The 26084-nt window shown below is 59.7% G+C and carries 21 protein-coding genes; 11 read left to right on the top strand and 10 right to left on the bottom strand.

Annotation, left to right across the window (positions count from 1 at the left end):
* The first annotated feature begins 164 nt into the window (after window positions 1-164).
* From asnB to GWR55_RS13020, 7 genes are all read left to right on the top strand, one after another.
* Window positions 165-2084, top strand: a complete 1920-nt coding sequence (asnB, locus tag GWR55_RS13050; protein ID WP_162402651.1) for an asparagine synthase (glutamine-hydrolyzing) — start codon at window positions 165-167, stop codon at window positions 2082-2084.
* Entirely contained in the window at window positions 2009-3841 is a 1833-nt protein-coding gene (locus tag GWR55_RS13045) for a glycosyltransferase family 39 protein (RefSeq protein ID WP_238398392.1), read from the top strand. Before asnB ends, GWR55_RS13045 begins: the two co-directional genes overlap by 76 nt.
* Window positions 3842-4076: 235 nt before the next feature.
* Complete coding sequence (locus GWR55_RS13040) at window positions 4077-5258, top strand: glycoside hydrolase family 27 protein (protein WP_162402650.1); 1182 nt, start codon at window positions 4077-4079, stop codon at window positions 5256-5258.
* 221 nt (window positions 5259-5479) lie between these two features.
* Window positions 5480-6325, top strand: coding sequence for a VOC family protein (locus GWR55_RS13035; protein ID WP_162402649.1), 846 nt, complete (start codon window positions 5480-5482; stop codon window positions 6323-6325).
* Window position 6326: 1 nt separating this feature from the next.
* Entirely contained in the window at window positions 6327-7196 is an 870-nt protein-coding gene (gene prmC, locus GWR55_RS13030) for a peptide chain release factor N(5)-glutamine methyltransferase (protein ID WP_370521435.1), read from the top strand.
* Between the two features lie 252 nt (window positions 7197-7448).
* On the top strand, window positions 7449-10715 hold the full coding sequence (locus GWR55_RS13025; protein ID WP_238398391.1) for a TonB-dependent receptor: 3267 nt from the start codon (window positions 7449-7451) through the stop codon (window positions 10713-10715).
* A 101-nt stretch (window positions 10716-10816) separates the two neighbouring features.
* Entirely contained in the window at window positions 10817-11167 is a 351-nt protein-coding gene (locus tag GWR55_RS13020) for a DUF4440 domain-containing protein (protein ID WP_162402647.1), read from the top strand.
* Between the two features lie 3 nt (window positions 11168-11170).
* Here the strand turns inward: GWR55_RS13020 and GWR55_RS19455 are convergent, their stop codons facing one another.
* The 4 genes from GWR55_RS19455 to GWR55_RS13005 are packed head-to-tail and all read right to left on the bottom strand — an operon-like array spanning window position 11171 to window position 14254.
* Window positions 11171-11305 carry a hypothetical protein gene (locus tag GWR55_RS19455; protein ID WP_255490419.1) on the bottom strand — a complete coding sequence of 45 codons (135 nt, stop codon included), beginning with the start codon at window positions 11303-11305 and terminating at the stop codon, window positions 11171-11173.
* A gap of 21 nt (window positions 11306-11326) precedes the next feature.
* Window positions 11327-11710: a hypothetical protein gene (locus tag GWR55_RS13015; RefSeq protein WP_162402646.1), complete on the bottom strand. Its 384-nt coding sequence runs from the start codon at window positions 11708-11710 to the stop codon at window positions 11327-11329.
* 37 nt (window positions 11711-11747) lie between these two features.
* Entirely contained in the window at window positions 11748-12545 is a 798-nt protein-coding gene (locus tag GWR55_RS13010) for a DUF6454 family protein (RefSeq protein ID WP_162402645.1), read from the bottom strand.
* 26 nt (window positions 12546-12571) lie between these two features.
* Complete coding sequence (locus GWR55_RS13005; protein WP_162402644.1) at window positions 12572-14254, bottom strand: NAD(P)/FAD-dependent oxidoreductase; 1683 nt, start codon at window positions 14252-14254, stop codon at window positions 12572-12574.
* A 208-nt stretch (window positions 14255-14462) separates the two neighbouring features.
* On the opposite strand from GWR55_RS13005, the gene GWR55_RS13000 reads away from it, so the two are divergent.
* Both GWR55_RS13000 and GWR55_RS12995 read left to right on the top strand, forming a co-directional pair.
* A complete protein-coding gene (locus GWR55_RS13000; protein ID WP_238398390.1) occupies window positions 14463-15563 on the top strand; it encodes an NAD(P)-dependent oxidoreductase in 1101 nt (366 codons plus the stop codon).
* A 50-nt stretch (window positions 15564-15613) separates the two neighbouring features.
* The gene (locus tag GWR55_RS12995) at window positions 15614-16132 is read left to right on the top strand and encodes a gamma carbonic anhydrase family protein (protein ID WP_162402643.1); all 519 of its coding nucleotides are present in this window, start codon (window positions 15614-15616) and stop codon (window positions 16130-16132) included.
* A gap of 12 nt (window positions 16133-16144) precedes the next feature.
* Here the strand turns inward: GWR55_RS12995 and GWR55_RS12990 are convergent, their stop codons facing one another.
* On the bottom strand, window positions 16145-17071 hold the full coding sequence (locus tag GWR55_RS12990) for an AraC family transcriptional regulator (protein ID WP_162402642.1): 927 nt from the start codon (window positions 17069-17071) through the stop codon (window positions 16145-16147).
* A gap of 141 nt (window positions 17072-17212) precedes the next feature.
* Here GWR55_RS12990 and GWR55_RS12985 point away from each other — a divergent pair, with 141 nt between their 5' ends.
* Both GWR55_RS12985 and GWR55_RS12980 read left to right on the top strand, forming a co-directional pair.
* Window positions 17213-17716: a YkgB family protein gene (locus tag GWR55_RS12985; RefSeq protein ID WP_162402641.1), complete on the top strand. Its 504-nt coding sequence runs from the start codon at window positions 17213-17215 to the stop codon at window positions 17714-17716.
* 13 nt (window positions 17717-17729) lie between these two features.
* Window positions 17730-18944 carry a pyridoxal phosphate-dependent aminotransferase gene (locus GWR55_RS12980; RefSeq protein WP_238398389.1) on the top strand — a complete coding sequence of 405 codons (1215 nt, stop codon included), beginning with the start codon at window positions 17730-17732 and terminating at the stop codon, window positions 18942-18944.
* Window positions 18945-19106: 162 nt separating this feature from the next.
* Here the strand turns inward: GWR55_RS12980 and GWR55_RS12975 are convergent, their stop codons facing one another.
* The 5 genes from GWR55_RS12975 to GWR55_RS12955 form a co-directional block, all read right to left on the bottom strand.
* On the bottom strand, window positions 19107-20282 hold the full coding sequence (locus GWR55_RS12975; RefSeq protein ID WP_162402640.1) for a glycosyltransferase: 1176 nt from the start codon (window positions 20280-20282) through the stop codon (window positions 19107-19109).
* 124 nt (window positions 20283-20406) lie between these two features.
* Entirely contained in the window at window positions 20407-23133 is a 2727-nt protein-coding gene (locus tag GWR55_RS12970) for an ABC transporter permease (protein WP_162402639.1), read from the bottom strand.
* A 9-nt stretch (window positions 23134-23142) separates the two neighbouring features.
* Window positions 23143-23478: a PadR family transcriptional regulator gene (locus tag GWR55_RS12965; RefSeq protein ID WP_162403967.1), complete on the bottom strand. Its 336-nt coding sequence runs from the start codon at window positions 23476-23478 to the stop codon at window positions 23143-23145.
* Window positions 23479-23996: 518 nt separating this feature from the next.
* A complete protein-coding gene (locus GWR55_RS12960) occupies window positions 23997-25175 on the bottom strand; it encodes a hypothetical protein (RefSeq protein ID WP_202925509.1) in 1179 nt (392 codons plus the stop codon).
* Between the two features lie 147 nt (window positions 25176-25322).
* Window positions 25323-26081, bottom strand: a complete 759-nt coding sequence (locus GWR55_RS12955) for a hypothetical protein (protein WP_162402638.1) — start codon at window positions 26079-26081, stop codon at window positions 25323-25325.
* Window positions 26082-26084 lie beyond the last annotated feature (3 nt).

Here is a 26084-nt window from a genome sequence, read left to right as displayed (position 1 = left end):
AGGTCTCCAGCAGAGGCTGGAGACAAGGGGAGGAAAGCCGTCCGGGTCACCCAAGCTTTATGGGTTAAAGGTGCATAAGCAAAAAAGGCACAAACTTATTTAAATGCATCTTCCTGAAAAAAGTTTCGGGTATTATTTGGAAAAAAATAAAAGGCTTCCCTCGAATGTGTGGAATTGCCGGATTCACCCATGCCACCAGGCCCTTTCTGCCCGAACGGATTTACCAGGCGGTTGCTTCCATCCTTCACCGTGGCCCTGACGATCAGGGTGCATGGCAGAGTTCCGCCATATCCCTGGGCGCAACACGCCTCAGGGTGATCGACACTGCTGCCGGTGGTCAACCTCTCAGTTCGGAGGACAATGACTACGCGCTCGTATTCAATGGCGAGATCTACAACCATGCCGAGTTGCGCAGGGAGCTGAGAGCGCTCGGTCATGCGTTTCAGACGACCTGCGACACCGAGGTGGTTCTTCGCGCCTTTATGCAGTGGGACACTGCCTGCATTGAGAAGCTGCGCGGAATGTTCGGCTTTGCGGTGTGGCAGGAATCACGCGGACGCCTGGTGCTTGCACGGGACCGCATGGGCATCAAGCCGCTCTATTACGCCTTCCGGGGAGGCGAGATCTATTTCGGCTCGGAGCTGAAGGCGGTATTCTGTCATCCCGAAGTTCCCCGGCAGATCGATGTGGAGGCGCTGGATGCTTACCTGGGAGTGAACTATGTTCCCGGAGGCCGGACGCTGGCGCAGGCTGTACGGAAGCTGACGCCGGGATGCTTTTTGACCTGGCAGGATGGCGAGATCTCACAGCATAGCTACTGGAAGGTCGCCCGGGCGGAGCCATGCTCCCACATCAGCCTTGTGGATTCAGCGGAGCGGCTGGATTATCTGCTGTCGGAGTCGGTGAAGGAGCACCTGGCGGCCGATGTTCCGGTGGGCGTGTGGTTGAGCGGGGGCATGGATTCTTCGACCCTGCTTCACTATGCGAGCCAGCATAGCTCCACGGCGCTGAAGACCTTTTCGATTACGTTCCATGGGCGGGAGTTCAACGAGGCGCCGTACCTGCGAGAGATGGCGCAGCGGTACTCGACGGAGCACTTCGAACTGGACCTGGGGCCCGCAACCGTAACGCCGGATTCGGTGACCCAGATGGCGTATTATGCGGACGAACCCAATGCCGACGCGGGAGCTGTCCCGGTGTGGCACCTGTCGCGTATCTCGGCAGAGAAGGTGACCGTAGCGTTGAGCGGCGAGGGGGCCGATGAGTTGTTCGGCGGCTACATTACGTACCTTGCCGACACGTATGCGCGCCGGGCGCGGTTTGTTCCCCGGGAGCTTCGCCGCCTGTCGCTGCACTCGGCGAACCGGCTGCCCGCTTCGAACAAGAAAATCGGGCTGGATTATAAGTTGCAGCGGTTTCTGCAAGGCACACTGCTGGATGAACGCAGCTCACACGTCTTCTGGAACGGAACGTTTTCGCAGATGCAGCGGCGAGACCTGATGGTTGTACAGGACAGCACGCATCTGCTGAAGGTATTGGCGACCATTCCGCTGAAGGGAGACGTGCGGCGCTTCATGGCGTTCGACCAGGCGTACTATCTTCCGGACAACCTGCTGGTGAAGGTAGACCGTATGAGCATGGCTCACTCTCTGGAGGTGAGGCCGGCGTTTCTGGATCATCGCATTGTGGAGTTTGCGGCGACGCTGCCGGCGAACTACTGTATCCGCGGCCGGAATCTGAAGCTGCTGCTGCGCAAGCTGATGAAAGACAAGCTGCCCCAAAGCATTCTGGCGAAGAAGAAGCAGGGGCTCGATATCCCGGTGCACGACTGGTTGCGAGGTCATCTGAAACCGCTCTTGCTGGATACTCTGGACAGGAAGACGGTTGAGGAGAGCGGGGTTGTCTCGTGGCCCTACCTTGAACCGCTGATCGGGCTGCACATGGAAAGAAAGGCAAATTACGGGTATCACTTATGGGGCATGCTGATGCTGTTTCTGTGGATCAAACAATGGGGGATCCAGTGCAACCAGGAGCCTCCGGCCCCGGAGCTTACCTCACTCGACTTTTCAGCCGTCTCCGCGTAGACACGATCGTTCTTCTGGTTGCGTGCTGCGCCTTTCTTCCCATGGTGTTTAGCCCGCCGCACCTGATGGACGACGTGGACGCGGTACAGGCGCAGATTGCGCGCAACATGCTGGAGAGCGGCGACTGGGTGACGGCGCGGCTGGACGGTATCGCCTATCTCGAAAAGTCGCCGCTGATCTACTGGATCATGGCGGGCTCGTACCGGATCTTCGGCGTGCACGACTGGGCGGCGCGGCTGCCACTGGCCTTCCTCAACATTGCGCTGTGCTGGGTGACGGCGCGTTTTGCCCTATGGGCGTTTGGAAGGCGCGCGGCGATCTACGCCGGTGTCATTCTGGCGACCTGCGTGGGAATGTTTCTGTTTACGCGCATCCTGATTCCTGATGCCGCGCTGGTCCTGACGATTACGCTGGCGTTGTGGTCGATGCTCCGCCTGCTGGATGCGGAAGAGCGGCGGCCGGGACTATGGTTTCTGACGATGTATTTAAGTCTGGCGTGCGGTCTGCTGCTGAAGGGGTTGGTGGCTGCCGTATTTCCGGTGTTTATCGGCGGAATCTATCTCGCCATTTTGCGGCAGCACAGCCCATGTGAGCTTTGGAAGCGGTTGCGGCCGTTGAGCGGGCTCGCGATCGTGCTGCTGATCGCAGCTCCATGGCATGTGCTTGCGACGCTTCGGAATCCGCCGTATTTCGACTTCACCATGCACTCGAGCCCGGGGGAGTATCACGGCTTCTTCTGGTTCTACTTCTTCAACGAGCACCTGTTCCGTTTTCTGAACCTGCGCTATCCGCGGGACTACAACACGGTTCCGCGCGTGTGGTTCTGGCTTCTGCACTTTGCCTGGCTGTTTCCGTTTTCGCTGACACTGCCGGTCGCCCTGAAGCGCGGCTGGGTGCATCGGACAGAGATGAGCACGCGCGAGGCGCAGGTGAGGCTGCTGTGCCTGGTATGGGTGCTGTTTATCCTGTGCTTCTTTACGCTGTCGACGACGCAGGAGTATTACTCGCTGCCGATCTACCCGGCGCTGGCGATGCTGCTGGGAAGCCACCTGGCGATGAGAGAAAGGTACCCACGCGTGGCCCGGATGGTGCTCGCGGGCGTGTTGAGCCTTTGCCTTGCGGCCATTGTATTTCTGCTGGTTTATACGGCCAGGGTCGCAACGCCCGGGGATATCTCAGCCGCGTTGACACAGAATCCGGAGATGTACACGTTGTCGCTCGGACACATGAGTGACCTTACGCTGAAGGCGTTCGCTTACCTGCGGCTTCCGCTGGCGGTGGCAGGATGCGGTCTGCTTATTGGGGTGGCCGGCCTGCTACACGTCCGCAGGACGGGCGCGACGGTTGCGGTGCTGGTTCTGATGATGCTCGCGTTCTTGCAGGCGGCAAGGCTGGCGTTGGTTACGTTCGATCCCTACCTGAGCTCCTATCGGCTGGTGGAGGCGCTGGAGCGTGCGCCCCAGGGTGATCTGATTGAGGGCGATGCGTACTATGCCTTCTCAGCAACGTTCTTTTATACGAACAGGACGGCGCTGTTATGGAACGGAAGGAGCGCGAATCTTGAGTATGGAAGTTATGCTCCCGGTGCGAAGCAGATATTTATTGGCGATGCAGAGCTTAAGGCGCACTGGATGAGCCCGCAGCGAACCTATCTGCTGGCCTATGGGAGCGACATGCAGCACCTGAAGACGCTGCTGGACGGGGCTTTCAAAGTTGTGGCAGAGAGCGGCGGGAACTATCTCCTGTGCAATCGATAGAAACGGAGGCTCGATGCTGCTGTCTTCGATTGCGTCGAGGCTGTTTACCCCGAAGAGGCCGGGCGCCTCTCTTCAGGAGGCTGCGCACCCGAGCATATCCCCTGCAATCTCGATGCTGCGTCATTTCGCTGCGGCGATGACTTTCGTCTGTACGCAACCGGGGCATCTGCAATTGACAAGCAGGGTTCAAATCAATCTTATAAACTTCTTCACAATTTCAGGAGGAACCTTACGCATGCGCCGCTGTCTTGTTTTTGTAGTCGCTCTTCTCGCCGTCTCGCTGCCGGCCACCGCCCAACAGCTGGCCGCGACACCGCCTATGGGATGGAACAGCTGGAACTGGTTTGCCGGCAAGGTTACCGATGCCGATATCCGCAAGGCTGCCGACCTGATGGTCTCAAGCGGCATGCGCGATGCGGGATACGTCTACGTCAACATCGACGACACCTGGCAGGGCAAGCGCGATGCGAACGGCGTCCTCCACCCCAACGAGAAGTTCCCTGACATGAAGGCGCTGGCCGACTACGTGCATTCCAAGGGACTGAAGATCGGAATCTACTCTTCGCCCGGACCGCAGACCTGCGCGCACTACGAGGGATCGCTGGGCCATGAGGAGCAGGACGCGAAGATGTACGCGGAGTGGGGCATCGACTACCTGAAGTATGACCTCTGCAGCTTCCGCAAGAACATGCAGGAAGAGCATCCCAACGATGTTCCCGCGCAGAACAAGATGATGATCGACGCCTACGAGAAGATGCACCAGGCGATTCTGAAGACAGGGCGCCCCATCGTCTACAGCCTGTGCCAGTATGGCTTCGATCAGTCGTGGCAGTGGGCTCCCAAGGTTGGCGGCAACCTGTGGCGGACCACCGATGACATCAGGGCCCAGTACGGCAGCATGATGCTGATTGCGCTGAACCAGGCGGGGCTTTCGAAGTATGCCGGTCCCGGCCACTGGAACGATCCCGACATGCTGGAGGTGGGCAACGGCAAGCTGACACACGAGGAGAACGTCACCCATATGACCTTCTGGGCCATGCTCGCAGCTCCGCTGATGGCAGGCAATAACCTTACGGAGATGTCTGACGATGTGCGCTCCATCCTGACCAACAAGGAGGTCATCGCCATCGATCAGGACAAGCTGGGCCGGCAGGGCGATCGCCTGTGGGCGGGCGATCAGATCGAGATCTGGTCGCGTCCGCTGTCGGACGGCTCGGTTGCGCTGGCCATCTTCAACGTCTCGCACGATCAGCACAACATGCACGGCCTTACGCTGCACCTGAAGGACGCCGGCTTCGGATCGGGAACAGCCCATGCCCGCGATCTGTGGTCCCATAAGGACCTTGGCGTCATCAAGGACACCGACGTCTTCACGATCCCGCGCCACGGCGCCGTGCTGCTGAAGCTGACGAAATAACCAGACCGCCGATGGTAACTGCAAGGCGCGGGTATAGTCGTTAAGAAGTCGTCATTCTGATCCGGAGTTTTGCGCAGAATAAGGATCCCGGTATTTCCTGTAGCATTCAGGGGGTTACGGGCAGAAATACAGGGATTCGTCGCTGCGCTCAGAATGACGAATCCAAATGATTGCGCCAGAATGGAGACGACTCCAAGACTCTGGTTCCAGGAATCTCACTGATGCCCCGATTCGTCCGCGCTTTCCGCTTCAGCCTTGCAGCAGTCGTCCTCTCTCTTCTGTCGCCGCTTGCACGGGCGCAGCAGGCTCCTCCGCTGGCGGGAATTGCGCATATCGCGATGCGTGTGCGTTCGCTCGATGCCGCGCGCGAGTTCTACCAGAAGCTTGGCTACGAAGAGGCCTTTCTGCTGAAGGACAAGCAGGATAAACCGCGCGAGAGCTTCATCAAGATCAACGATCATCAGTTTATCGAGCTCTATCCGGCGAACCCCGACGTGCCGAAAGAGTCCATGATCGGTTTTCTCCATGTCTGTTTTGAAGGAGACGACAACCTGCAGGCCGTCCACGACGACTACCTGGAGCATGGGCTGACCCCGACGAAAGTTCGCAAGGCCGGCGCCGGAAATCTTCTGTTCACGCTGGCGGGGCCGATCGACGCCAACGGCGCCGCGCAGAACCTTGAGTACACCCAGTACGAGCCCGGTTCCATGCACTTCAACGACCGCGGCAAGCACCTGGGCGAGGACCGCGTTGGCGATGCGATCGTCTCGGTCTCGATCGCCGTGCGCGACCCTGCTTCCGCACGGGACTTCTACCTGAACCAGCTCTCATTCAAGTCCATCGCGGGCGATCCGATGTTTCTGCACATGCCCGGAAACTCCGGCCAGGAGATTGAGCTGGTCAAGGCGGATGCGCTGGGGCCGAAGGCGCGCTTTATTCTTCGGTCGACCAATCTGTCGAAGTCGCGCCGCCTCCTGCACAAGCAGCACATCACGATGTTGCAATCCAAAGATACCCTGACGATCTCGGACCCGGACGGCAACGTCATTATGGTCAGGAGCATGTGAGCTGTCCGGCGCTTCCATAACGCTTCGGCAGGCGCTGCGCGATGCAGCAGACCGCCTGGCAGCGGATCCTCTTCTTGCGGATACGGCGCGGCGGGATGCGGAGCTTCTGTTGCTCCATGTGCTCGCGGCTCCGCGCACCGTGCTGCGCTCCGACCCTGCGCGGCTGCTCAACAGCGAACAGGTGCAGGCCTATGAGGCGTGCATTGCCCGAAGACTGCAGCATGAGCCGGTCCAGTACATCGTGGGCTCGCAGGAGTTCTATGGGCTGGCCTTTCGCGTTACGCCCGCCGTGTTGATCCCGCGTCCGGAGACCGAGCACCTGGTCGAAGCAGCTCTCGAGCGACTGCCTCATGACCGTCCGGTCGCCATTGCCGATATCGGGACCGGGTCGGGAGCGATTGCCATCGCGCTGGCGCATCATCTTCCGCTGGCCTCGGTGTACGCGCTGGATCTTTCGCCGGCTGCCCTTGAGGTCGCCGGGAGCAACGCAGCCGCTCTTGGAGTCGAGAGCAGGATGCAGTTTGTCGTCTCCGATCTGCTGGACGCACTTCCGTCCCACCAGTGGCATGGGTTCTTTGACGCTGTCGTCAGTAATCCACCTTACGTTCCTGCCGGGGAGGCCGCGCAGCTTCATCCCCAGGTGAGCCGATACGAGCCTGCCTCGGCGCTGTATGCGGAAGACGATGGCCTGGCGATCTATAAGCGGCTTATCCCCCAGGCATACAAGGCGCTGAAACCGGGAGGCCTGCTGGCCATGGAGATCGGGCATGGCCAGCGCGATGCGATCGCAGGGCTTCTCTCCGGTTGGCGCGACGTCGGCTTCGTCAACGATCTGCAGGCGATTCCGCGGGTTGCGCTGGCTCGCAGATAGGCAGGCGCACGGTCATCTGGTCTGACCATGTTCCCGACTTCGCACCTTCAAACTTCAAAAGGGGAATGGTTTCCTGTTGACAGTCGTGAAGGCGCCTCCATATAGTCCTTTCGCGGAGTATCCGCGCATTTTCCAGAGATCCAACCAAAGTCGAAAACATTTTATTGAACTTACTTTTGAGGCCATACCATGCATAAAAAATCAAAAAGTGGACTATCCAATCTGCTTTTCCTGTTTGCCTTGCTCCCGCTTATGATGCTTCCCAAAGCGTGGGCGCAGGCTGCCGGAACTGCCAGTGTTCAGGGCACAGTCACCGATCCTACGGGGGCCGCTGTTCCCAATGCGATCGTGACGCTGAAGCAGACCGCCACCGGCGTATCGCGTGTCTCCACCACCGATAACCAGGGCGTCTACGCCATGCCCAACGTTCCCGTTGGTGCCTATTCGCTGAGCGTGACCGCCCAGGGTTTCCAGACCTTGACCCAGACTGGTGTTCTTGAAGTCGGTAACAACATCTCCATCAATCCTCACCTGCAGGTGGGCGCGACGACCGAGCAGGTCAATGTCGAGGCTTCTGGCGTAGCGTTGGAGACGGAGAGCAGCACCTTCAAGCAGGTCATCGACCAGGCTCGCATTACCGAGATGCCGCTGAACGGCCGTCAGGCGACCCAGCTGGTGCTCGTCTCGGGAGGCGCCGTGACCGCGCCGAGCAATGACATGGTCGGCAGCAAGAACTATCCCAGCTCTACCGTGATTGCGGTCGCCGGAAGCCAGGGCAACTACAACAACTACGTGCTCGACGGCGGATACCATACGGACAACTTCACCAATGTCAATCTGCCGTATCCCTTTCCGGACGCTCTGCATGAGTTCTCTGTCGAATCGAACTCGCTGCCTGCCCGCAATGGCATCCACCCCGGCTCGCTGGTGAACGTGGTCACCAATTCAGGATCGAACCAGTGGCACGGCACGATCTTTGACTTCGTCCGCAACAACGTCATCAACGCGACGAACTTCTTTTCCCCGACCAAGGACACGGTCAAGCGCAACCAGTTTGGCGGGACTCTCGGCGGAAAGATCATCACCGACAAGCTCTTCTTCTTCGGCGGATATCAGGGAACGCGCGAGCACAAGACCGGCAACTCGACCGGCTACTGTCTGCCGACGGCTGCCATGCTGGCCGGTGACTTCACCCAGAATCTCACTACAGGCAATTGCGCCCGCAAGACGAGCGGACTCAAGATTGATCCGGCCACGTTCAGCCCGGCGGCTCTGAACCTGATCAAGTACCTGCCTTTGTCGCAGGCGAATTCTGCCGGCTTTGTGAATGTAGGGCTTCCGGCCAACAACACCGAAGACCAGTACATTGGTCGCATCGACTACACCTTCAGCCAGCGCCACTCGCTCTTTGGCCGTTACTTCCTGACGAACTACAACCTGCCCTCCTACTATTCGCAAACGAATATCCTGCTGACCACCGTGCCGGGCAACGACATGCGCGTGCAGAGCTTTACCCTGGGCGATACCTTCATCTTCACCCCGCACATGGTCAACACCTTCCACGGCACCTACTCTCGCCGTCGCAACAACCGTGGACCGACGGCGGGCGGCATCAATGCCAATACTCTTGGCGTCAACATCTTTCTTTACGCTCCGGTCGATCTGCGCATGTCGATCACCAACGGCTTCAACGTAGGCTGCGGCACCTGCGCACCGGGCTACTTCAACGTCAATACGGAGCACTTTGCCGATGACGTCGACTGGCTGGTCGGCAAGCACCAGATCGCCTTCGGCGGCGAGATCATCCGTACCGGAGACAATACCCGCACGGGCTATCTGTTCAATGGAAGCTACAACTTCAACGGAACCCTCACGGGCGAGCCGCTGGCCGATTTCCTCACCGGCCAGATGAGTTCCTTCAGCCAGAGCCGAACCCAGGACACCACCTACCGTCAGACGACCTTCAGTCTGTACGCGCAGGACACCTGGCACCTGACTCCACGGCTTACCGTCAACTACGGCGTGCGCTGGGAACCGAATCTCTTCCAGGTCGATAAGTTCCGTCGTGGCTCCACGTTCGATCGGGCAGCTTTCGATGCCGGTCAGCACTCGACCAAGTATCCGAACGCGCCTGCCGGATCGTTCTACTATGGCGACCGGGGAGTTTCCAAGTCATTTACGAGTAACCAGATGACGAATCTTTCGCCGCGGGTATCTCTCACTCTCGATCCCTTTGGAACGGGAAAGACGGTCTTCCGCGCCGGTGCTGCTGCGATGTATGACACGCCCCCGCTTTACATGTCGCAACGCGTCGCCTCCAATCCTCCCTTCGTCAACGAGATCGACCTCAACGGAAACCTTCCCTTCGATGAGCCCTGGCGCGGCTATCCGGGCGGCGATCCCTTCCCCGGCGTTTTTCCGCCGGATGCTACGTCGCAGTTCCCAACCAACACCCTGTGGATCCTGCTTCAGCGGAAGATGCAGACCCCGGTGATCTATCAGTGGACTGCGAGCGTTCAGCAGGACTTTGGCCGTGGCTGGATGTTCTCACTGAACTACCTCGGTAACCAGCAGGCGCACCAGTGGCTTGGCACCGGCATCAACGCAGCAATCTATATTCCGGGCAAGTGGACCGGGCCAGGCTCTTGCGGACCTCTGGCGACCAATCCTGATCCGAAAGGAAAGCTGGGTACCGACTGCTCGACGCTGGGTAACCCCAATAACCGTACTCCCCTGACTCTGGCCAACAATGTCCAAGGACAGGGCTACAGCCCCACCATGACGCTGATTACCGACGGCGGCACGTCGAGCTACAACGGCATGATTGCTGCGATCCAGCATCGCATGTCGAACAACTTCAGTTTCCTGGCGAACTACACCTGGTCGAAGTGCAGCGATATCAGCGACACGACGGGCGATATCGCGGCTCCGCTCTATGCACACACCCACAACGCGCGGCTCGATCGCGGCCCCTGCGGCTTCGATGTGCGCCATATCTTCAACACCACCCTGATTGCATCGAGTCACTTCGCTTCGCTCACAGGCTGGAAGAAAGCAGTGGCGAATGACTGGCAGATTGCGCCGCTCATCCGCATCACCAGTGGGCTGCCGCTCAACATCACCTCCGGCGTCGATTACTCGCGCACCGGAATCAACCTCGATCGCCCGAATCTGGTATCGGGCGTGGATACCTATACCCATAACTCAATACAGCGAACGGGGGCAAGACTCTCGTACCTGAACAAGGATGCGTTCTCGCCGAACGCTGTTGGGACCCTGGGCAACCTGGGGCGCAACGCCATGCGGACTCCCAGCAACTACAACGTTGATCTCGCGGTCAGCCGCATCTTCCCGGTTCACGAGAGACTCAACTTCCAGTTGCGCATGGAGGCCTTCAACGTTCTCAACCATCCCAATTTCACCGGCTTCAGCACCAATCGGAACTCCGGCACCTTCGGCAACGCCACCGGCGCTGCCGATCCACGCATCTTCCAGCTCGCCGGAAAATTCAATTTCTAACGGCTCTCCTTACAGCAAGCGCCGTCCCTATTCGGGACGGCGTTTGTTTTTGCTACCCTGATGAAACTTCTAGAAAGGAGCAGGACGTCAAAATACACACTATGACCTCGGCACAGTTACAGGAACACCTTCACTCCCTTGAGGAACGCCTGCTTCATCCGGACCGCGAGACGAGCCGCGGCCAACTGGCCTCCCTTCTTGCTCCTGAGTTCAAAGAGTTCTGCACCTCGGGCCGTATCTTCAACTTCAACCAACTGGTCCATGCCCTGAACTCAAGCTCGGCGCGCAGTGCCACCATGAGCCACTTCTACGTCAATGCGCTGGGAGAAAACGCGGCGCTGGCGACCTATCACGTGACGACGGCCAACTCGACCTCGCACCACTCCTCCATCTGGGTCAAGCGTGGTGACCAGTGGCAGATGCTCTTTCACCAGGGAACGATCGCGGCCTGAGCATCAGGAGGGCTCCCTCCCCTGCTCCTCCCACTCACGCTCGCGATACGGCCGATCGCCCTTGTTTCTGAGCCTCTCTTCTTCGTCCCACTTCCGCCTCTGCTCCTGCTCCTCGCGCTCTTCGCGTCCATCGCTCATCGTCCTTCTCCTCCTGATTGTTTATCGCAGGGTCACCCTGACAGCGCCACCGTCAGTCTGCCGAAACGTTATCTCGCGATCGCTCATCGTCGCCGGACCTGCACTTCCCGCCAGCGGGAGCAGGGTGGCGTGGTCATGGTCGCTCCAGCACAGCATCGCATGCATGCAGGTCAGCGACTGAGGAACGCCGGGCAGGCGGTTCCAGTTCTGCACCATGTAGAACTGGTTATCGGCTGAGCCCTCTACGAGGATGTCATTGGAATAGTTGATGTAGACGCGAACGCCCTGCTGCCGGACGCCGTCGCGGTACACCTTCGCCAGCGGATCGCGCAGGAATATTCTTTGCCGGTACATAGCTACCAGGACAACCAGGGCTACTGACGACAACAGGAGAAACCGCCTCATCCAATTACCTCGGGCGCTGGGGCTGCCTCTTTCCAGCTTATGGCTTATCGAGAACAAAGTGGAACAGGCGGCTGGGGCCGTCTTCCGGCACCAGGAAGAGGTCGCTGCCCTTCAGGGCCATGGCCTCGATGGTGAGCGGCCTTCCGCGATCGGTCTGTCCGGCGCGCAGGCTGCGCACCAGCTTCATCGCAGGCCAGCTGTACCAGTCGATGGTGCCGCTGGTGCGGTCCAGATTTCCCGAGGCGACCAACTCACCGCGGACGAACTTCATGTCCTGATACTGCGTCTCCGAAGGGCTGTCGATGACGCGAAGCTGTTTGCCCTGATGGTCGAGGAGATAGAGCTGCTTGCTTCCCCAGTTTCCGGCCACCAGTCCTTCAGGAACCACGGCTACGCACCCGATATGATCTTCGACGACGATCTTTCGCTTGGTCGCGAGCGTCTTTTTGTCGAGTTCGAGAATTTCCGCGGAGCTGTGCGGACGATACTCCGCAACCGGAACCCAGATGAAATCGCCATCCACGGAGATGCCGCCGGGATGAAAACGCACGCCGTCGGTCAGCTCCACCTGGCGCTCAAACTGGCCGGTTTCGCGATTGAACTGATGCAGGAAGCCGCGCTTGTGTTCGATGTCGACCGACGTGACCCATACGTGCGTGGAATCAAGGTCCATTCCCTGCACGTGGAACATCGTTCCCTTCAGATCGCGAATGCCGGCCAGCCGCGCGTCTTGAATTGCGTTTACCTGCGCTGCCGCAGGCTTCGCCGGTTGCGAAGACAGCAGGGGGGTGCAAAGCAGGCTAGCAGAGATCAGCACAAGGGATCGAACTCTCATCGTCCTCCGAGGCGGCCTGCGGAGCGTTACTTCTTTTCTTCGTGATACTCCTGCTCGGTGTTGATGTTCCACAGGGCGGCCTTATCCACCTTACCAGCCGCCAGGCCGTCTACCACAGCCATCGCTGTCAGCATGCTGTGGTCCTGGTTGTTGTACTTGTGCATGCCGTTGCGGCCTACGAGAAAGAGGTTTTCAAAGGAGTCGGTAAAAGCGCGCAGCTCCTCAAAGCGGTTGTAGGTTCCAAAGTACGCCGGGTAGGTCTTGGGAACGCGCACGACGTGTCCGTCGCTCACGTCCTCTGCGCGCAGGATCCCGATCTTCGCCACCTCGGCGATGGCGAACCGCTTCAGCTCCTCGTCCTCCATCTTCCATAGAGGGTCGGTGTCGTAGCAGAAGTACTCCAGTCCGATCCACACCCTGGAAGGATCGGCAACGAGATAGGGGCTCCAGTTATTGAAGATCTGCAGGCGTCCCAGCAGCACGTCCGGTTCCTGTACATAGATCCAGGTGTCTTTCAACAGGCCGCCGTCCGGCTCCCTGACCTTGAGTCTGTCGACGAGCAGTCCCACCGTGATGAAGTCGCGATACTGCAGGCCCTCGCTTACCTCGCGAACGTTCGCTGGCACAGGAGCATCGACGGCCCGAACCAGGTCGCGCATCGGCATGGTGGAAAAGAAATAATCTCCAGCGAACGTGCGTCGTTCTCCGGCATCACTCACGGCTTCGACCGAGATGACTTTGTCGCCTTGACAGTGGATGCGGTCCACCTTCCAGCCCATGTGGATCTCGCCGCCGCCCTGGGTTACGAGGTCTGCCACATGCTCCCACAGCTGTCCCGGGCCGAACTTGGGATACATGAAGCGCTCGATCAGGCTGGTGTCGGTCTCCTTCTGGGAGATGTCGCCGCCTTTGCTCGCGCCGCTGAAGGTCTTCTTCACGAAGTGCTTCACGGCGGTCGTCAGGCTCAGTCCCTTGATCCTCTGGGCTCCCCACTCGGCGGAGATCTCATTGCACGGGGTTCCCCATACCTTCTCGGTGTAGCTCTTGAAGAAGGTAAGGTACAGCTCGCGTCCGAAGCGGTTGATCAGAAAGTCTTCGAGGCTTTTCTCAGGAGCGATCTGCGTGACACGCGATTTGAGGTAGCTCATCCCTACCCTCACTGTTCGCACGACGCCAAGGTTGCTGAGCGTGGTAGCGGTCAGCGTGATGGGATAGTCGAAGAACTTACGCAGATAGTAGATGCGGCTTCGACGAGGCCGGATCAGCATGACCAGATCCTTATCGTCCGGCTCATGCGTGACGACGGTCTCGGTGTGGCCATGCGCCTCGCGGTGCTCCTCGCCCAGGGCGTCGGTCTCTTCGGTCTCGGTGTCGACCTCGAGCGGGCCCATGCCGCGCAGAGGAGGATGTTGGGGGGGAGCAGCGGGAACCTCCACCACGCGCTGACTGCCCTGGTAGCTGATGACGCCGGAAGGGTCGTCCGGCGGCATCAGGTCGATCCACCACTGCATGACGCGGTCGCTCTTGGAGAAGAAGCGATGACCGCCGATGTCCATGCGGTTTCCCTTGTAGCGGATGGTGCGCGAGATACCGCCGATCTCGTGGCTGCCCTCGAGGAGGATGGGCCGGATGCCGGTCCTGCGCAGCAGCTCCAGCGCTGCCGTCAACCCCGCCGGGCCCGCACCTATGATGACAGCTTGTTGAGGCATGTTTTCTGAAGATCACTCGCGGCGAAGATGAATCAGGCCGGTGCAGTACGCCATTCTGCAATCGAACCGATCAAAACTACTTGGATACGGAAAGCCCGGTAAAGGTGAGCAGACCTTTTCCATTTTTTCCGGTAGAACTTTGCGCTCCGGCTTCCATTCGTCGCATACCATTCACGGTCTTTTGGATTGTAGAAGATATAGCCCACGTATGCCAGAATCCGGACGGCACTCCAGCGGCGAAGATCTGCAAAGTACAATCTCCCATGTGGCCCACTATCTCGTCACTGGAGCCTCCGGCTTCTTCGGTGGAGTTCTCAAGCGCCGCCTTTTGCGCGAAGGCCACACTGTCGTCAATATTGACCTCGAGCAGGATGAAGATACTCTTCCGGGACTTACCAGCATCCAGGGCGATCTCCGCGATGCCGCACTGGTAAAGCGCACCTTTGCGGAACACCGCTTCGATGCTGTCTTTCATGTTGCTGCGCAGCTCGCGCATGGCATGAAGATGGATGAGCATCTGTTGTGGACCTCCAACGTCGATGCCACCCGGCTTCTGGCCGAGACCGCGCGTGACGCCGGTGTCCGTCCCTTCGTCTTTGTCTCGACAAACTGCCTCTGGGCCTCGAACCTGGGCCATCCGGTCCATGAAGAGCGCGATACGCCGGCGCCGGTCGAGCTTTATGGAAGGTCCAAGCTCGCAGCTGAGAAACTTCTGGAGGAATTTACCTCCGATCTCGATGTGGTCAGCATTCGCTGCCCAACCATCATGGATGCGGGGCGCCTGGGCCTGCTGGCGATCCTCTACGAGTTTATCGACGATCACAAGACGGTCTGGGTGGTCGGCGACGGCTCCAATCGGTACCAGTTCATCTATGCTGAGGACCTTGCGACCGCATGTATTCAGGCCGCGAGCTATGGCAAGTCGGATCTCTTCCATATCGGGTCTGATGATGTGAAGACGATGCGTGAGGTTTATGAGAGCGTCATCCGCGCGTCGTCCAGCCGTTCGAAGGTGCGTTCGCTGCCAAAGGCGCCGACGATCGCCGCCATGATGGCCGCGCATAAGCTGCGCGTCTCGCCGCTTGGGCCCTACCACTACAAGATGATCGCCGAGAGCTTTGTCTTTGACACGGACCGCATCAAGCAGCGTCTGGGGTGGAGGCCCACGCTCACCAACGAGGAGATGCTGCTGAAGGCCTACGAATACTACGCAAAGAACCGTGACGAGATCAGTTCGCGGACCAACGTCTCCACCCATCGCAAGCCTGCGTCGATGGGGGTCATCCGGCTCCTGAAGTGGATATCCTGACAGGCCCGGTTTTGCGGCCCCGTTAAAATCAAACAGGTGGAGGCGCGTCGATGATTCGAAGCTACCAGGGCAGGACGCCGGTCATTCCCCAGAGCTGTTACGTTGATCCTTCAGCGCAGGTGATCGGCGATGTCGAGCTGGGAGAGCAGGCCAGCATCTGGATGAATGCGGTCGTGCGGGGAGATGTGAACTCCATCCGGATCGGCGCGAAGAGCAACGTGCAGGACTGCGCCGTGCTGCATGGGATGCGGAATCTCTATGCGGTTACGGTGGGGGAGATGGTGACGATCGGGCATAACGCCACCGTTCACGGATGTACGCTGGAAGACTATGTGCTGGTGGGAATCGGCGCGGTCATCCTGAATGACGCCCGCATCGGCGAGGGCTCGATTATCGCGGCTGGCGCTGTGATCCCGGAGCACACCGTAATTCCTCCGCGATCGCTGGTGGTGGGGGTTCCGGGCAAGGTGAAGAAAGCTCTGGGCGAGGAAGACCGGAAGATGATTGCGCGATATGCGCAGAATTACCTGGACTATACCGCGATCTATCTGGCGGAGAGAGCGGAGTGATTCCGGCGATGTTCAGACGGTGCGCTTTGCGCGCCGCCATTGTGCCGGCGTCATTCCCATACGCTGCTTGAATGCACGCTGGAAGGCGGCGTCCGATAGATAGCCTGCCGATTCTGCCACCTCGGCGGTAGACGCTGAGGAATTGCGCAATCTCCTTGCCGCCAGGGTCATACGGATATCCGTGAGAAGATCGCTTGCCGACCGCCCCATCTTCCGGCGGAAATGACGGACGAAGGTCGCCCGCGACATATGGCTGAGGCGCGCGAGTTCGGGCAGGGTCCAGGAGCACCCGGGTTCCTGAAACATGGCCGTCAGGGCAGGCCCAAGGCGTGGCTCAGCCGCAGCAGCCAGCAGCCCCGTTGGAACGATGTTCGATTCACTGGCCACACGTAGAGCCAGAGCAAACACAGCGGCGGAGAGGGCATTGAGCATGGCATATCCGCCTAAGGTGCCGGTGTTTGCTTCCGTCCGCATCAGTTCGATCAAAGCAGCAAGTTGCGATCCGGCAGGAGTGCTTTGATCTCCCGCCCGAATGATCAGGTCATCCGGGAGGTAATCGAGCAGGAGACGGTCGTACGGCTGCGCTACCAGGAAACGGCCACACAACATGTCCAGCGGATCTCCGGTTCCGGCATTTCTATCGACGACTAAATTGAGGCTCTTCTCGGGGTAAGCCTTAACAGGCTGCAGTCCGCTGCCATCCTCAAGAACATGCGAGCGACCGTGAGGCAGGATGAGGATGTCCCCTGAATGGATCTTTTGAGGAGGTCCACCGGACGGATTCTGCAATACGGCAGCCCCTTTCACGACGATGTGATAAGGAATTTCCCCCGGCTGAAAGGAACCCAGAGCCAGGCGCCAGGGCGTTGCATAAAGGCAACGGATATCGAGGCGGCCGCTGACGGCAACAAGGTCAAGAAGGGAACTTAGCCAATCCATAACGTTTACGGCCTACATTAGTGATACTTTTTAGCATAATTTTGAGTTATATAGGGATTAAATTGCTCAATTGACGCTTGTAAGGTGGAGTCATTCAAACGATACCGCGAGTTTTTCGGTGTTGGAAAAGGAGTGACGAAGATGAATTTGCTGATCGGGATCCTGGAGAAGTCAGGGCTTTTGAAGAAAGATCTGGATTACAAACTGGTTCGCTGGTCGATGGTGATGATCTTCCTGTTCTTCGGCTATCAGAAATGGTTCAGCTATGAGGCCCATACGTTGATCCCGTTTATCGGGAATGGGCCGCTGATCTCGTGGATGTATCCGGCCTTTGGCATCCAGGGAGCCTCGTGGTTTCTAGGAGTGGCGGAGTGGTTGTTTGGAGGGCTTTTGTTTGCGGGATTCTGGAACAAGAAACTCGGCGTTTTTGGCGCCCTCGGGTCGGCAGCTTCGTTCGTTGCGACACTGACCATCATTCCGTTCATGCCGGATGGATGGAACGCTTCGGCAGGCGGATTTCCGGCGATGCAGGGAAATGTAGCGTTCCTTGCAAAAGACCTGGTCCTCTTCGCTGCGTCCATTTATCTGCTGAAACAGGATGCCGAAAGAGTCATAAGCGGCATGAGAGATGCAGACGTAAGATAAAAGGTGAATCTGGATGGGGGGCAAATCGGTTATGGCGCAGGTTGTTGTTGCGAAGGGACGCGGACTTGTTCTGAGCGAGCTTGCTCCGCGGATGGTGCAATCGGAGATTCGCGCCATGTCGGTGGAGAGCGATCGCGTGGGTGGAGTAAACCTGGCGCAGGGTGTCTGCGACACCGAGGTTCCGCAGGTGGTTGCCGAGGCCGCCAATGCCGCGATTCGCGACGGCCACAACATCTACACGCGGCTGGATGGGATTGCGCGGCTACGGCGGGCGATCGCAGAAAAGACGGAGAGGATGCAGGGCATGGTCGTCGATCCGGAGCGCGAGGTGCTGGTGGCGAGCGGAGCCACGGGAGCGTTCCACGCCGTGGCCATGGCGCTGTTCGACCCCGGAGACGAGGTGCTGCTGTTCGAGCCCTTCTATGGCTATCACGTTGGAGCGCTGCGTTCCATGCGCGTAGTTCCGGTGGCAGTGGAGCTGACTGCTCCGGAATGGTCGCTCGACCTTGATCGCGTGCGTGCGGCGATCACCGCAAAGACACGGGCCATCCTCGTCAATACGCCGTCGAACCCGGCGGGGAAGGTATTTACCCGCCAGGAGCTGGAAGGGCTCGCGGAGATTGCGCGTGAGTTCGACCTGTTTGTGCTGACAGACGAGATCTACGAGCACTTTATCTACGGGGACGCGAAGCATCTTTCGCCAGCGACGCTCGACGGCATGCGCGAGCGCACGATTGTGATGTCTGGCTTCTCGAAGACCTTCTCGGTGACGGGCTGGCGTATCGGATATGTCATCGCCAACGCGAAGTGGATGGGTGCAATCAGCTACTTTCACGACCTGCTGTATGTCTGTGCTCCAGCGCCGTTCCAGTATGGCGTGGCTGCGGGAGTGGAACAGCTGGGCAGGACGTTTTACGCCGGTCTTGCGCTGGAGCATGAGGGCAAGCGCGAGATGCTGGTCTGTGCGCTGCGCGATGCCGGCATGGCTCCTCATGTTCCCGATGGAGCGTACTACATCCTTGCCTCTACTGCGGGATTGCAGGGCGTACTGAGCGGTGATACGGCCGCGCAGAAGGCACGCTCGCTGCTGGCGAAGACGGGCGTTGCCGCTGTGGCGGGGTCGGCCTTCTTCCGGCCAGGCAAGGGCGAAGACCTGCTGCGGTTTTGTTTTGCGAAGAAGGATGAAGATCTGGAAGAGGCTTGCCGGAGGTTGCGCGGGCTGCAGTGAGCGTGAACCCGATTGGCAGCGTACGGTGCTGCGAGGCATCGTGGGTGCTGGGCGCAAGATGCGCTTGCTTGGAATGAAAGCCGGTGAAGCGATGGCGACCGACTGTTACACCGCAGATCCTTCGACTCCGCTGCGCTTCGCTCAGGATGACACGTCCGCATGTCAGAGAGCCGGACTTAGCATTTCGCGGTAACCGTCGTACACGCGTGAAAAGACCGCATCCCAGCTGCAGGTGAGCGCGTATTCCCGTGCGGCGGTGCGCATTTGGGTGAGTCGTGCGCGGTCGCGCGCGAGGGCGGCAATGGCTGGGGCGAATCCCTCTTCTGTGGTGACGAAGCCGGTCGCCTGATCGCGGACGATGTACTTCGGTCCGCCTCCCGTGGTGACGATGGCGGGAACGCCGCTTGAGAGCGCCTCAAGCACGACATTGCCGAAGGTGTCGGTATACGAGGGAAAGACGAAGAGGTCCATGTTGGCGTAGGCTGCGGCAAGTTCTGCACCTCGCAGCACGCCGGCGAAGTCGGCCTGGCGAAGCGTGGTGCGGAGGTTTGATTCTTCGCTGCCGTGGCCGACGATCAGGAAGCGGAAGCTGGTGATGCCCATCTGCAGGAGCTCGTGCTCGATGCGTGCGAGCAGCGCCACGTTCTTTTCAATGGAGAGGCGGCCGACATAGCCGAGGACCAGCGTAGGATCGTCAAGCGGGCGTGTGCGATGCGCGGGAGAGAACTGTTCGGTATCGACGCCGCGCTGCATCAGGTGGCACGGTTTTCCGGTGGCCTTTGCGAGCATGGTGCAGAGCTCGTCGTTCGGAGCGAAGAGGACACGCGCCAATGCATAGAAGCGCGTGGTGGCCCATAGGGAGCCATGCTCGACGCCCTGCTCAATCTGTGCTGCGAAACGCGCGGAAAGCCGGCGCGTAAGCCAGTTCATGCGCCGGGCGGCGTACTCGTGCACGTTGGTGTGCCAGGAGGCCGCGAGGGGAATGCCCTGCTTCCAGGCGAAGTAGGCGCCGAAGATGCCAAGCTCGCTGGGGCCGGTGATGTGGATCAGATCGGGGCGGAAGCGAAGCAGCTCACGCCGGATGGCAGGGGCGTGGCGGAAGAAGAGAGGATCGAACTGGAGGTCCTTTTCGATGCGGATGGCGGCGCGAGAGCGGGCAAGCTCCAGGGTGCGGATCTCGGTGAGGTGCTCAAACTGCGGTTGCCGCTGACCTGCGCGAATGCAGAGAAAGGGTAGTGCATGGCGCTCCGCGTAGGCGACGAAGTTGCGGCTGGTATGGGCGACGCCGTTGACCTCGTGATAGGAGTCGGGGAGATAGGCAACCCGCGGCGCGCGCATGGCACTACTGTACTAGAGGAGATGCGCGGGGATCGTAAAGCGCGATAGCGCATTTTCCTGCGAAGGTTTCGGGTGTGTCATCCAGTGCACCGTCCGGTCCGATCCTGATTCGAGGAAGGTTTACCTACTCGTAACGAAGGGCAATCACCGGATCGACACTGGCTGCTCGTCTTGCAGGCAGGTAGGCTGCCAGAAGCGCGACGGCCAGAAGAGCCACGACAGAGGCCAGGACGCTCGAGGCATCGGCGCCGTGAAGTCCGTAGAGCATTGCTCCCACGACGCGACTGGCGCCGAGAGTGACGGGAATTCCGATGGCGATTCCGATGGCCGTAAGGACTGCAATCTCCCGCAGCACCAGCCAGCGCACGCTGGCGCGGCTGGCGCCGATGGCGATGCGGATTCCGATCTCGCTGGTGCGCTTGCCCACCATGTACGACATCAATCCGTAGATTCCGATGCAGGAGAGAAAGACCGCCAGCAGGCCGAAGAAGGCTGAGAGCTGCGCGACGATGCGATGGTAGGTGAGGGTGCGCGATACCTGCTCGTCGAGCGTGCCGATGTTGCTGATGGGCAGCCGCGGGTTGACGGAGTGGATGGCCTGTTGGACCGCGCGAGAGACGGTCTCGAAGTTGCCGGTGTAACGTACCGCCAGCGTGCCGTAACCCCAGGGATGCTGCGGGTTGGGCATGTAGTCGATGTACTGCGGGCGCTCCTGCAGGCTGCCGAACTTGACGTCCTTGGCGATGCCGATCACCTCGACTTCGGTGTCCGGCAGGGCATCGAGACCGTCGTAGTAGTGGTGGCCTATGGGATTGACACCGGCGGGGAACAGATCCTTCACCATGTGCTCACTGATGATGGCGACCTTGTGCGATGTGGCGGTATCCTGCGGCCCGAAGTTGCGTCCGGCGAGGAGCGGGATCTGCATGGTCGCGAGGTATCCGTTGCCAACGACGTTGTGCTTGATATTCACCTGGTCATTGAGATTCTGGCCTACGACGCGGATGGATGTGCTCCAGCTTCCCTGGCTGAAGAGGAACGATGCAAAGCTTGCGGCCTTCACGCCGGGCAGAGCGCTCACTCGCTGCTCGATCTGCTGGAACATGGCGATCATGCGTGGGTCATCTGACTTGAGGCCGGTGACGTTGGAGTCGATGTCGAGCCGCAGAACGCCCTCGCGGTTGAAACCGGTGTCGATGTTGTTGAGATTCATCAGGGTGCGGATGAACAGGACAGCCCCCACCATGAGGACGAGCGAGAGCGCGATCTGCGAGACGATGAGGACCTTCCCGACGCGGCTTTTCGAGCTGCCCCTGGACGAGCTTGAGCGGCCATCCTTGAGGGCCTCCGTCAGTTCAAGGCGCGTGCTGCGGAAGGCGGGGATGATGCCGAACAGAATCGCCGTGCTGACCGCGACCACGAAGGTAAACACCAGCAGATGCGTGTTGAGCGACACATCGAGAGGCACGAGATCAGGCCCTCCGGAGATCATTCGCAGCAGCAGCCTGTCAGCGATGCGCGCAAGGCCAACGCCAAGCAGACCTCCGGTAAGCGCGAGCACCAGGCTTTCGGTCAGCAGTTGGCGGACGATGCGCAGACGGCCTGCTCCCAGCGCCTGGCGCACCGCGAGTTCCCGGGCTCGCGCTGTTGAGCGCGCAAGCAGGAGGTTGGCGATGTTTGCGCAGGCAATCAGCAGCACGAGTGCCGTGATCCCCATCAGAACCCGGAGTGGATCGGAGAATCGGCGGCGCAGTGAAGAGAGGCCCTTTGACATGGGTGTCAGTTCGACGTGAGCACGCTGAAGGTAGCCAAGGTTTCGCTCGCTGAGATCGGCGTCCGGAAACGAACGGATGATCTGCTGGTAGAGCAGGTTGACGTTCGAGGTGGCCTGTTCGGGTGAGACGCCGGGTTTTAGCCGGCCGATGACGTACATCCCGTCCCAGAAGTTCTTCTTGTAGCCGTCCCACATCGGGGGCACGGAGTGCATCATCGACAGGGGGGCCCACATGTCTGGCTCTTCTCCTACGCTGGTCCCGAAGAACTCCGGGGGAGCTACGCCGACGATGTCAAATTTCGTTGTGCCCAATATCAGCTTGCGGCTCAGGACGGCGGGGTCGCTGGCGAGGGCACGTTTCCACCATGCGTAGCTGACCACGACGACAGGATGATCGCCTTCGGTCGTGTCGTCGGCTTCGGTGAGGGCGCGGCCCTGAATCGCCTGGACGCCGAGAGTGGGAAAGTACGAGCCGGAGACGAGCTGCACGCGCATGGGCTGCATGGCGTCCTGCCCCTCGATGGTGCCGTGGATGGTGTCCAACATGCTTAGGAGGGCAGCGACATCGGAGAAGACGCTGTTCCGCTTCTGCATCTCGCGAAAGAACGGATAGGAGTAGAGGGTGGTTGATGCAATGTCATCGGTAATGCCCGATTCGCCCTCGCGGCCGAAGAACATGAGCTGCGCAGGATCTTTGACGGGCAGCGACCGGAGCATCAGCGTGTCGATGAAGCTGAAGATGGCTGTGTTCGCGCCGATGCCGAGCGCAAGCGAGAGCAGTGCCACGATGGTGAGAGCGGGGCTGCGGAACATGGATCGCACGCCGTAGCGGACGTCCTGCACCAGGCTGGTGAGCCAGCTCCATCCCCAGCTTTGATAGCTCTTCTCCTGGAGCGTGGCGGGATTGCCAAAGCGGCGATTCGCTTCACGATGGGCTGCCACGGGGTTCCTGCCTCGGTCCAGGTACTCCTGTTCGCGCAGCTCCCGATGCGTGCGCATCTCTTCCTGCAGCTCTTTCCGAAAACGGCTTCCCCGGAACAACATCTTGATGCGGCGCAGAGATTCATCGAGAAACATGGCAGCTCCTTAGGCGATCTGGGTGATCCGTTGAATGGCCCCGAAGACACGCTCGAACTGCGAGAGCTCAAGCGCAAGCTGCTTGCGACCTGCCTGCGTAAGCCGATAGTAGCGGGCGCGGCGATTGCCTGCGGTCACGCCCCATTCCGCCTCGACCCATCCCTTCAGTAACATGCGCTGCAGGGCAGGGTAGAGGGAGCCTTCCTCCACCTGCAGGACGTCCTCTGACCTCTGCTGGATAAAGTTCGCCATCTCATAGCCATGCAGCGGCCCGTGCAGGGAGAGAGCCTTCAAGATGAGGAGGTAAAGGGTTCCGGGCGGGATTTCGTCTCGCTTCACGTGCATCACCTCGGCCTATGATTGACATAGTCTGTCTATGGCAGATGACCATAATTGACATAGGCAGGCTATGTCAATGGATCTGTGACGAATATCGAGGGCTTTGGGAATTTCGAGGATTGCAGGCTGCATCTTGGCTGGCTTTTACCTAGCCGATTGCAGTTACCCACTGGGAGATCGACGGAGTTGATCCGGATGTGGAACGTGTCGCAGTTCAATACAAAAGGTGTCATCCTGAGCGTAGCTCTCGCGGCCTGATCCGCGAGAAGCGGAGTCGAAAGATCTGCAGTCTGCTGGCTCAGCAGCCCTCCCTAACCGCAGATCCTTCGACTACGCCCTTCGGGCTTCGCTCAGGATGACACCTCTTTATTCCCGAGCTTGCTGCTCTGGTCAGGATGACCCTCTTTACTCTTGAGCATGCTGCTTTGCTCAGGATGACACCTCTTTACTCTTGAGCTTGCTGCTCTGCTTGCGGGATAACGTGTCTTTCGAGCTCGTCGTTTCCTCAGGCTGAGGCGTTTGCCTCAGCCCTCCTGTTTGGCCAGCGCTGCCCGCATCTTGGCGGAGTCGTCCCAGGCATAACGCAGGGTTCCGGAGAGAGGAGCCTGTCCCATCATGCGGACGCAGGCCAGGATGGTTCTGATCCAGGCAGGGGCGACGCGACGTTCTGAGGTCCAGAGCTCGACCAGCGGGCGCATCTCGCCTTTGCTGTCAGGGTGATAGACACGCTGATCCCAGCGGCGTGCTCCTTCCGGAAAGTGCGGATAATCGCGGATGGCGTCCAGGGTGGACTGCAGGATGCGATGCTTCCAGGGCTCGGCGTACTGGGGCATGTAGAGCACGTGGCTCTGGCGCTCGCGGCGTACCTCGTGGACGAAGCCGGTGAAGCAGGTGGCGCGGGTCAGGTTGACGTTGGCGTTCGGCTCTACACCGTGTCGGTCTCCCCCGGAGATCGTAAGCTGGTTCCACCTTCCGGCAAGCTCGGCGGCTTCGCGGTTCTCCTTCCAGTCGCGCAGTCCATTCAGCTCGAGCGCGTGGATGTACTGGCCGTAGACGGCGAGGAACTCGTTGACGAGCACCTCGTGGCGCTCCTTGCCGACCCGGTAGAGGTCCCACATCGGATGGTTGAAGACGATGAGAGTGTTCGGGATCTCGTCGAGCTCTGCCATGATCTCGCGCAGAAGGTGGGGATTGCGTCCTGCGACCGAAAGTGCGGTGAAGGCGCGGAGACGATCCATCCACTGCTGACCGGTGGCGGAGGGCAGGTTGTGCACGCCGATGTGGAAGGCGCTCTCGTAAAAAGGAACGGTCCACTCGAGCGAGATGGGAATGTGGCGGGCCGAAGGGACAGAGCGGAGCAGCAGCGGAGCCTGGATGTCGTCGTGATCGGTCAACGAGACGAGGGCGGGAAGCTGAAGCTTGTTTTCGATCTGCGAGCTTTCCAGGTCGAAGGCGAGTCTCGGCGTCAGCGGCGGCGTCCAGTAACTGTGGGCGTAGTCGGGACGGATTCCGGAGAGCCGTTGGGAACGCTGCTCGGCCCAGCGCATGAGAGGCTGAAGCACGCCCCAGTCGCGCGAAAGGTCGGCGATAAAGTCCAGCGTCTCACGCGATTGATTGGTATGGCTGTGGAGAGAGACTCCGGTGCTGAAGCCGCGGACGGCCTGCGGTTCGCGCCAAAGATAGGAGATGGACGACTGGCTCATAGGTCCTCCGAGCGTTCTGTCTCGCTCGGGGGCAGTATGAGATTGTGATGTAACAGCGCGATGACTGCACTGAGAATGATGCTTGAATATTCGCAAGCCCAGTTGACTGAGTTGGTTACAGCCGGTCAACCGGGCTTGCGAACAGGTTCACTGCCGCGACGGTGTCAATCGTGGAAATACCTTTTGAAACTTCTCCCGCAGCGCCGGCTCAAGAGCTTCAATCTGGATGCCCTGCAGCTGAGCCACCGGATGCGCCTGCAGGCCGGGTTGCGCGGAGATGCGGCCCTGGATCATCTTGGGTGAGGTATCCGCAAAGCGGTACACGACGATGGAGAGACGCGGAATCGATGCATCCGGCACCTCGGCTCGAGGCAGCCTGACGTTGAACTCGAAGGTGGAGCGCTGCGTGATGAAGTGCTCGTTTGTTCCCGGCCGAGGAAATGAGCGGCTGACCCCTACGTCGAGGATTCCCTCTGCAGCCAGAGGTTTGGCGTCGAGCTGAACCTCGTAGGCATATTCCCCAGCCACGCTGCCTGAAAGCACCAGCGGACCCGGCACCTGCTGCACGTCGATGACGCTGAGCCGGTCGCCGGTGACACGCATGCGCAGACGGAGATAGCTCTGACCGGAGGTTTGCGTCTCGGTAATGCCGGGGTGTCCTTTCATCTCCTGAAAGCCTTCCTTGGGTTTGCCGGGCTTCGCTGGCGCTTTGGGATCGAAGGGAGACATGACCTGTTCTCCGCTGGGAACTTTGACCGCAGGTTCCTTCGGCATGTGCTCGCCCTTGATTTTGGCAGGCGTCTCAGGTTTGGCAGCCATCATGGGAAGTCCCGGATTCCGAATGGTTTTTAGATCGGCGCCTTCCTGCATCGTTTCGGGTTTCTTTTGATCGATTTGAAGAGCCATCGG

It is taken from the genome of Edaphobacter sp. 12200R-103, from assembly GCF_010093025.1.
In the GTDB taxonomy this organism is placed as follows: Bacteria; Acidobacteriota; Terriglobia; order Terriglobales; family Acidobacteriaceae; genus Edaphobacter.
This window is presented reverse-complemented; position numbering and strand designations above follow the sequence as displayed.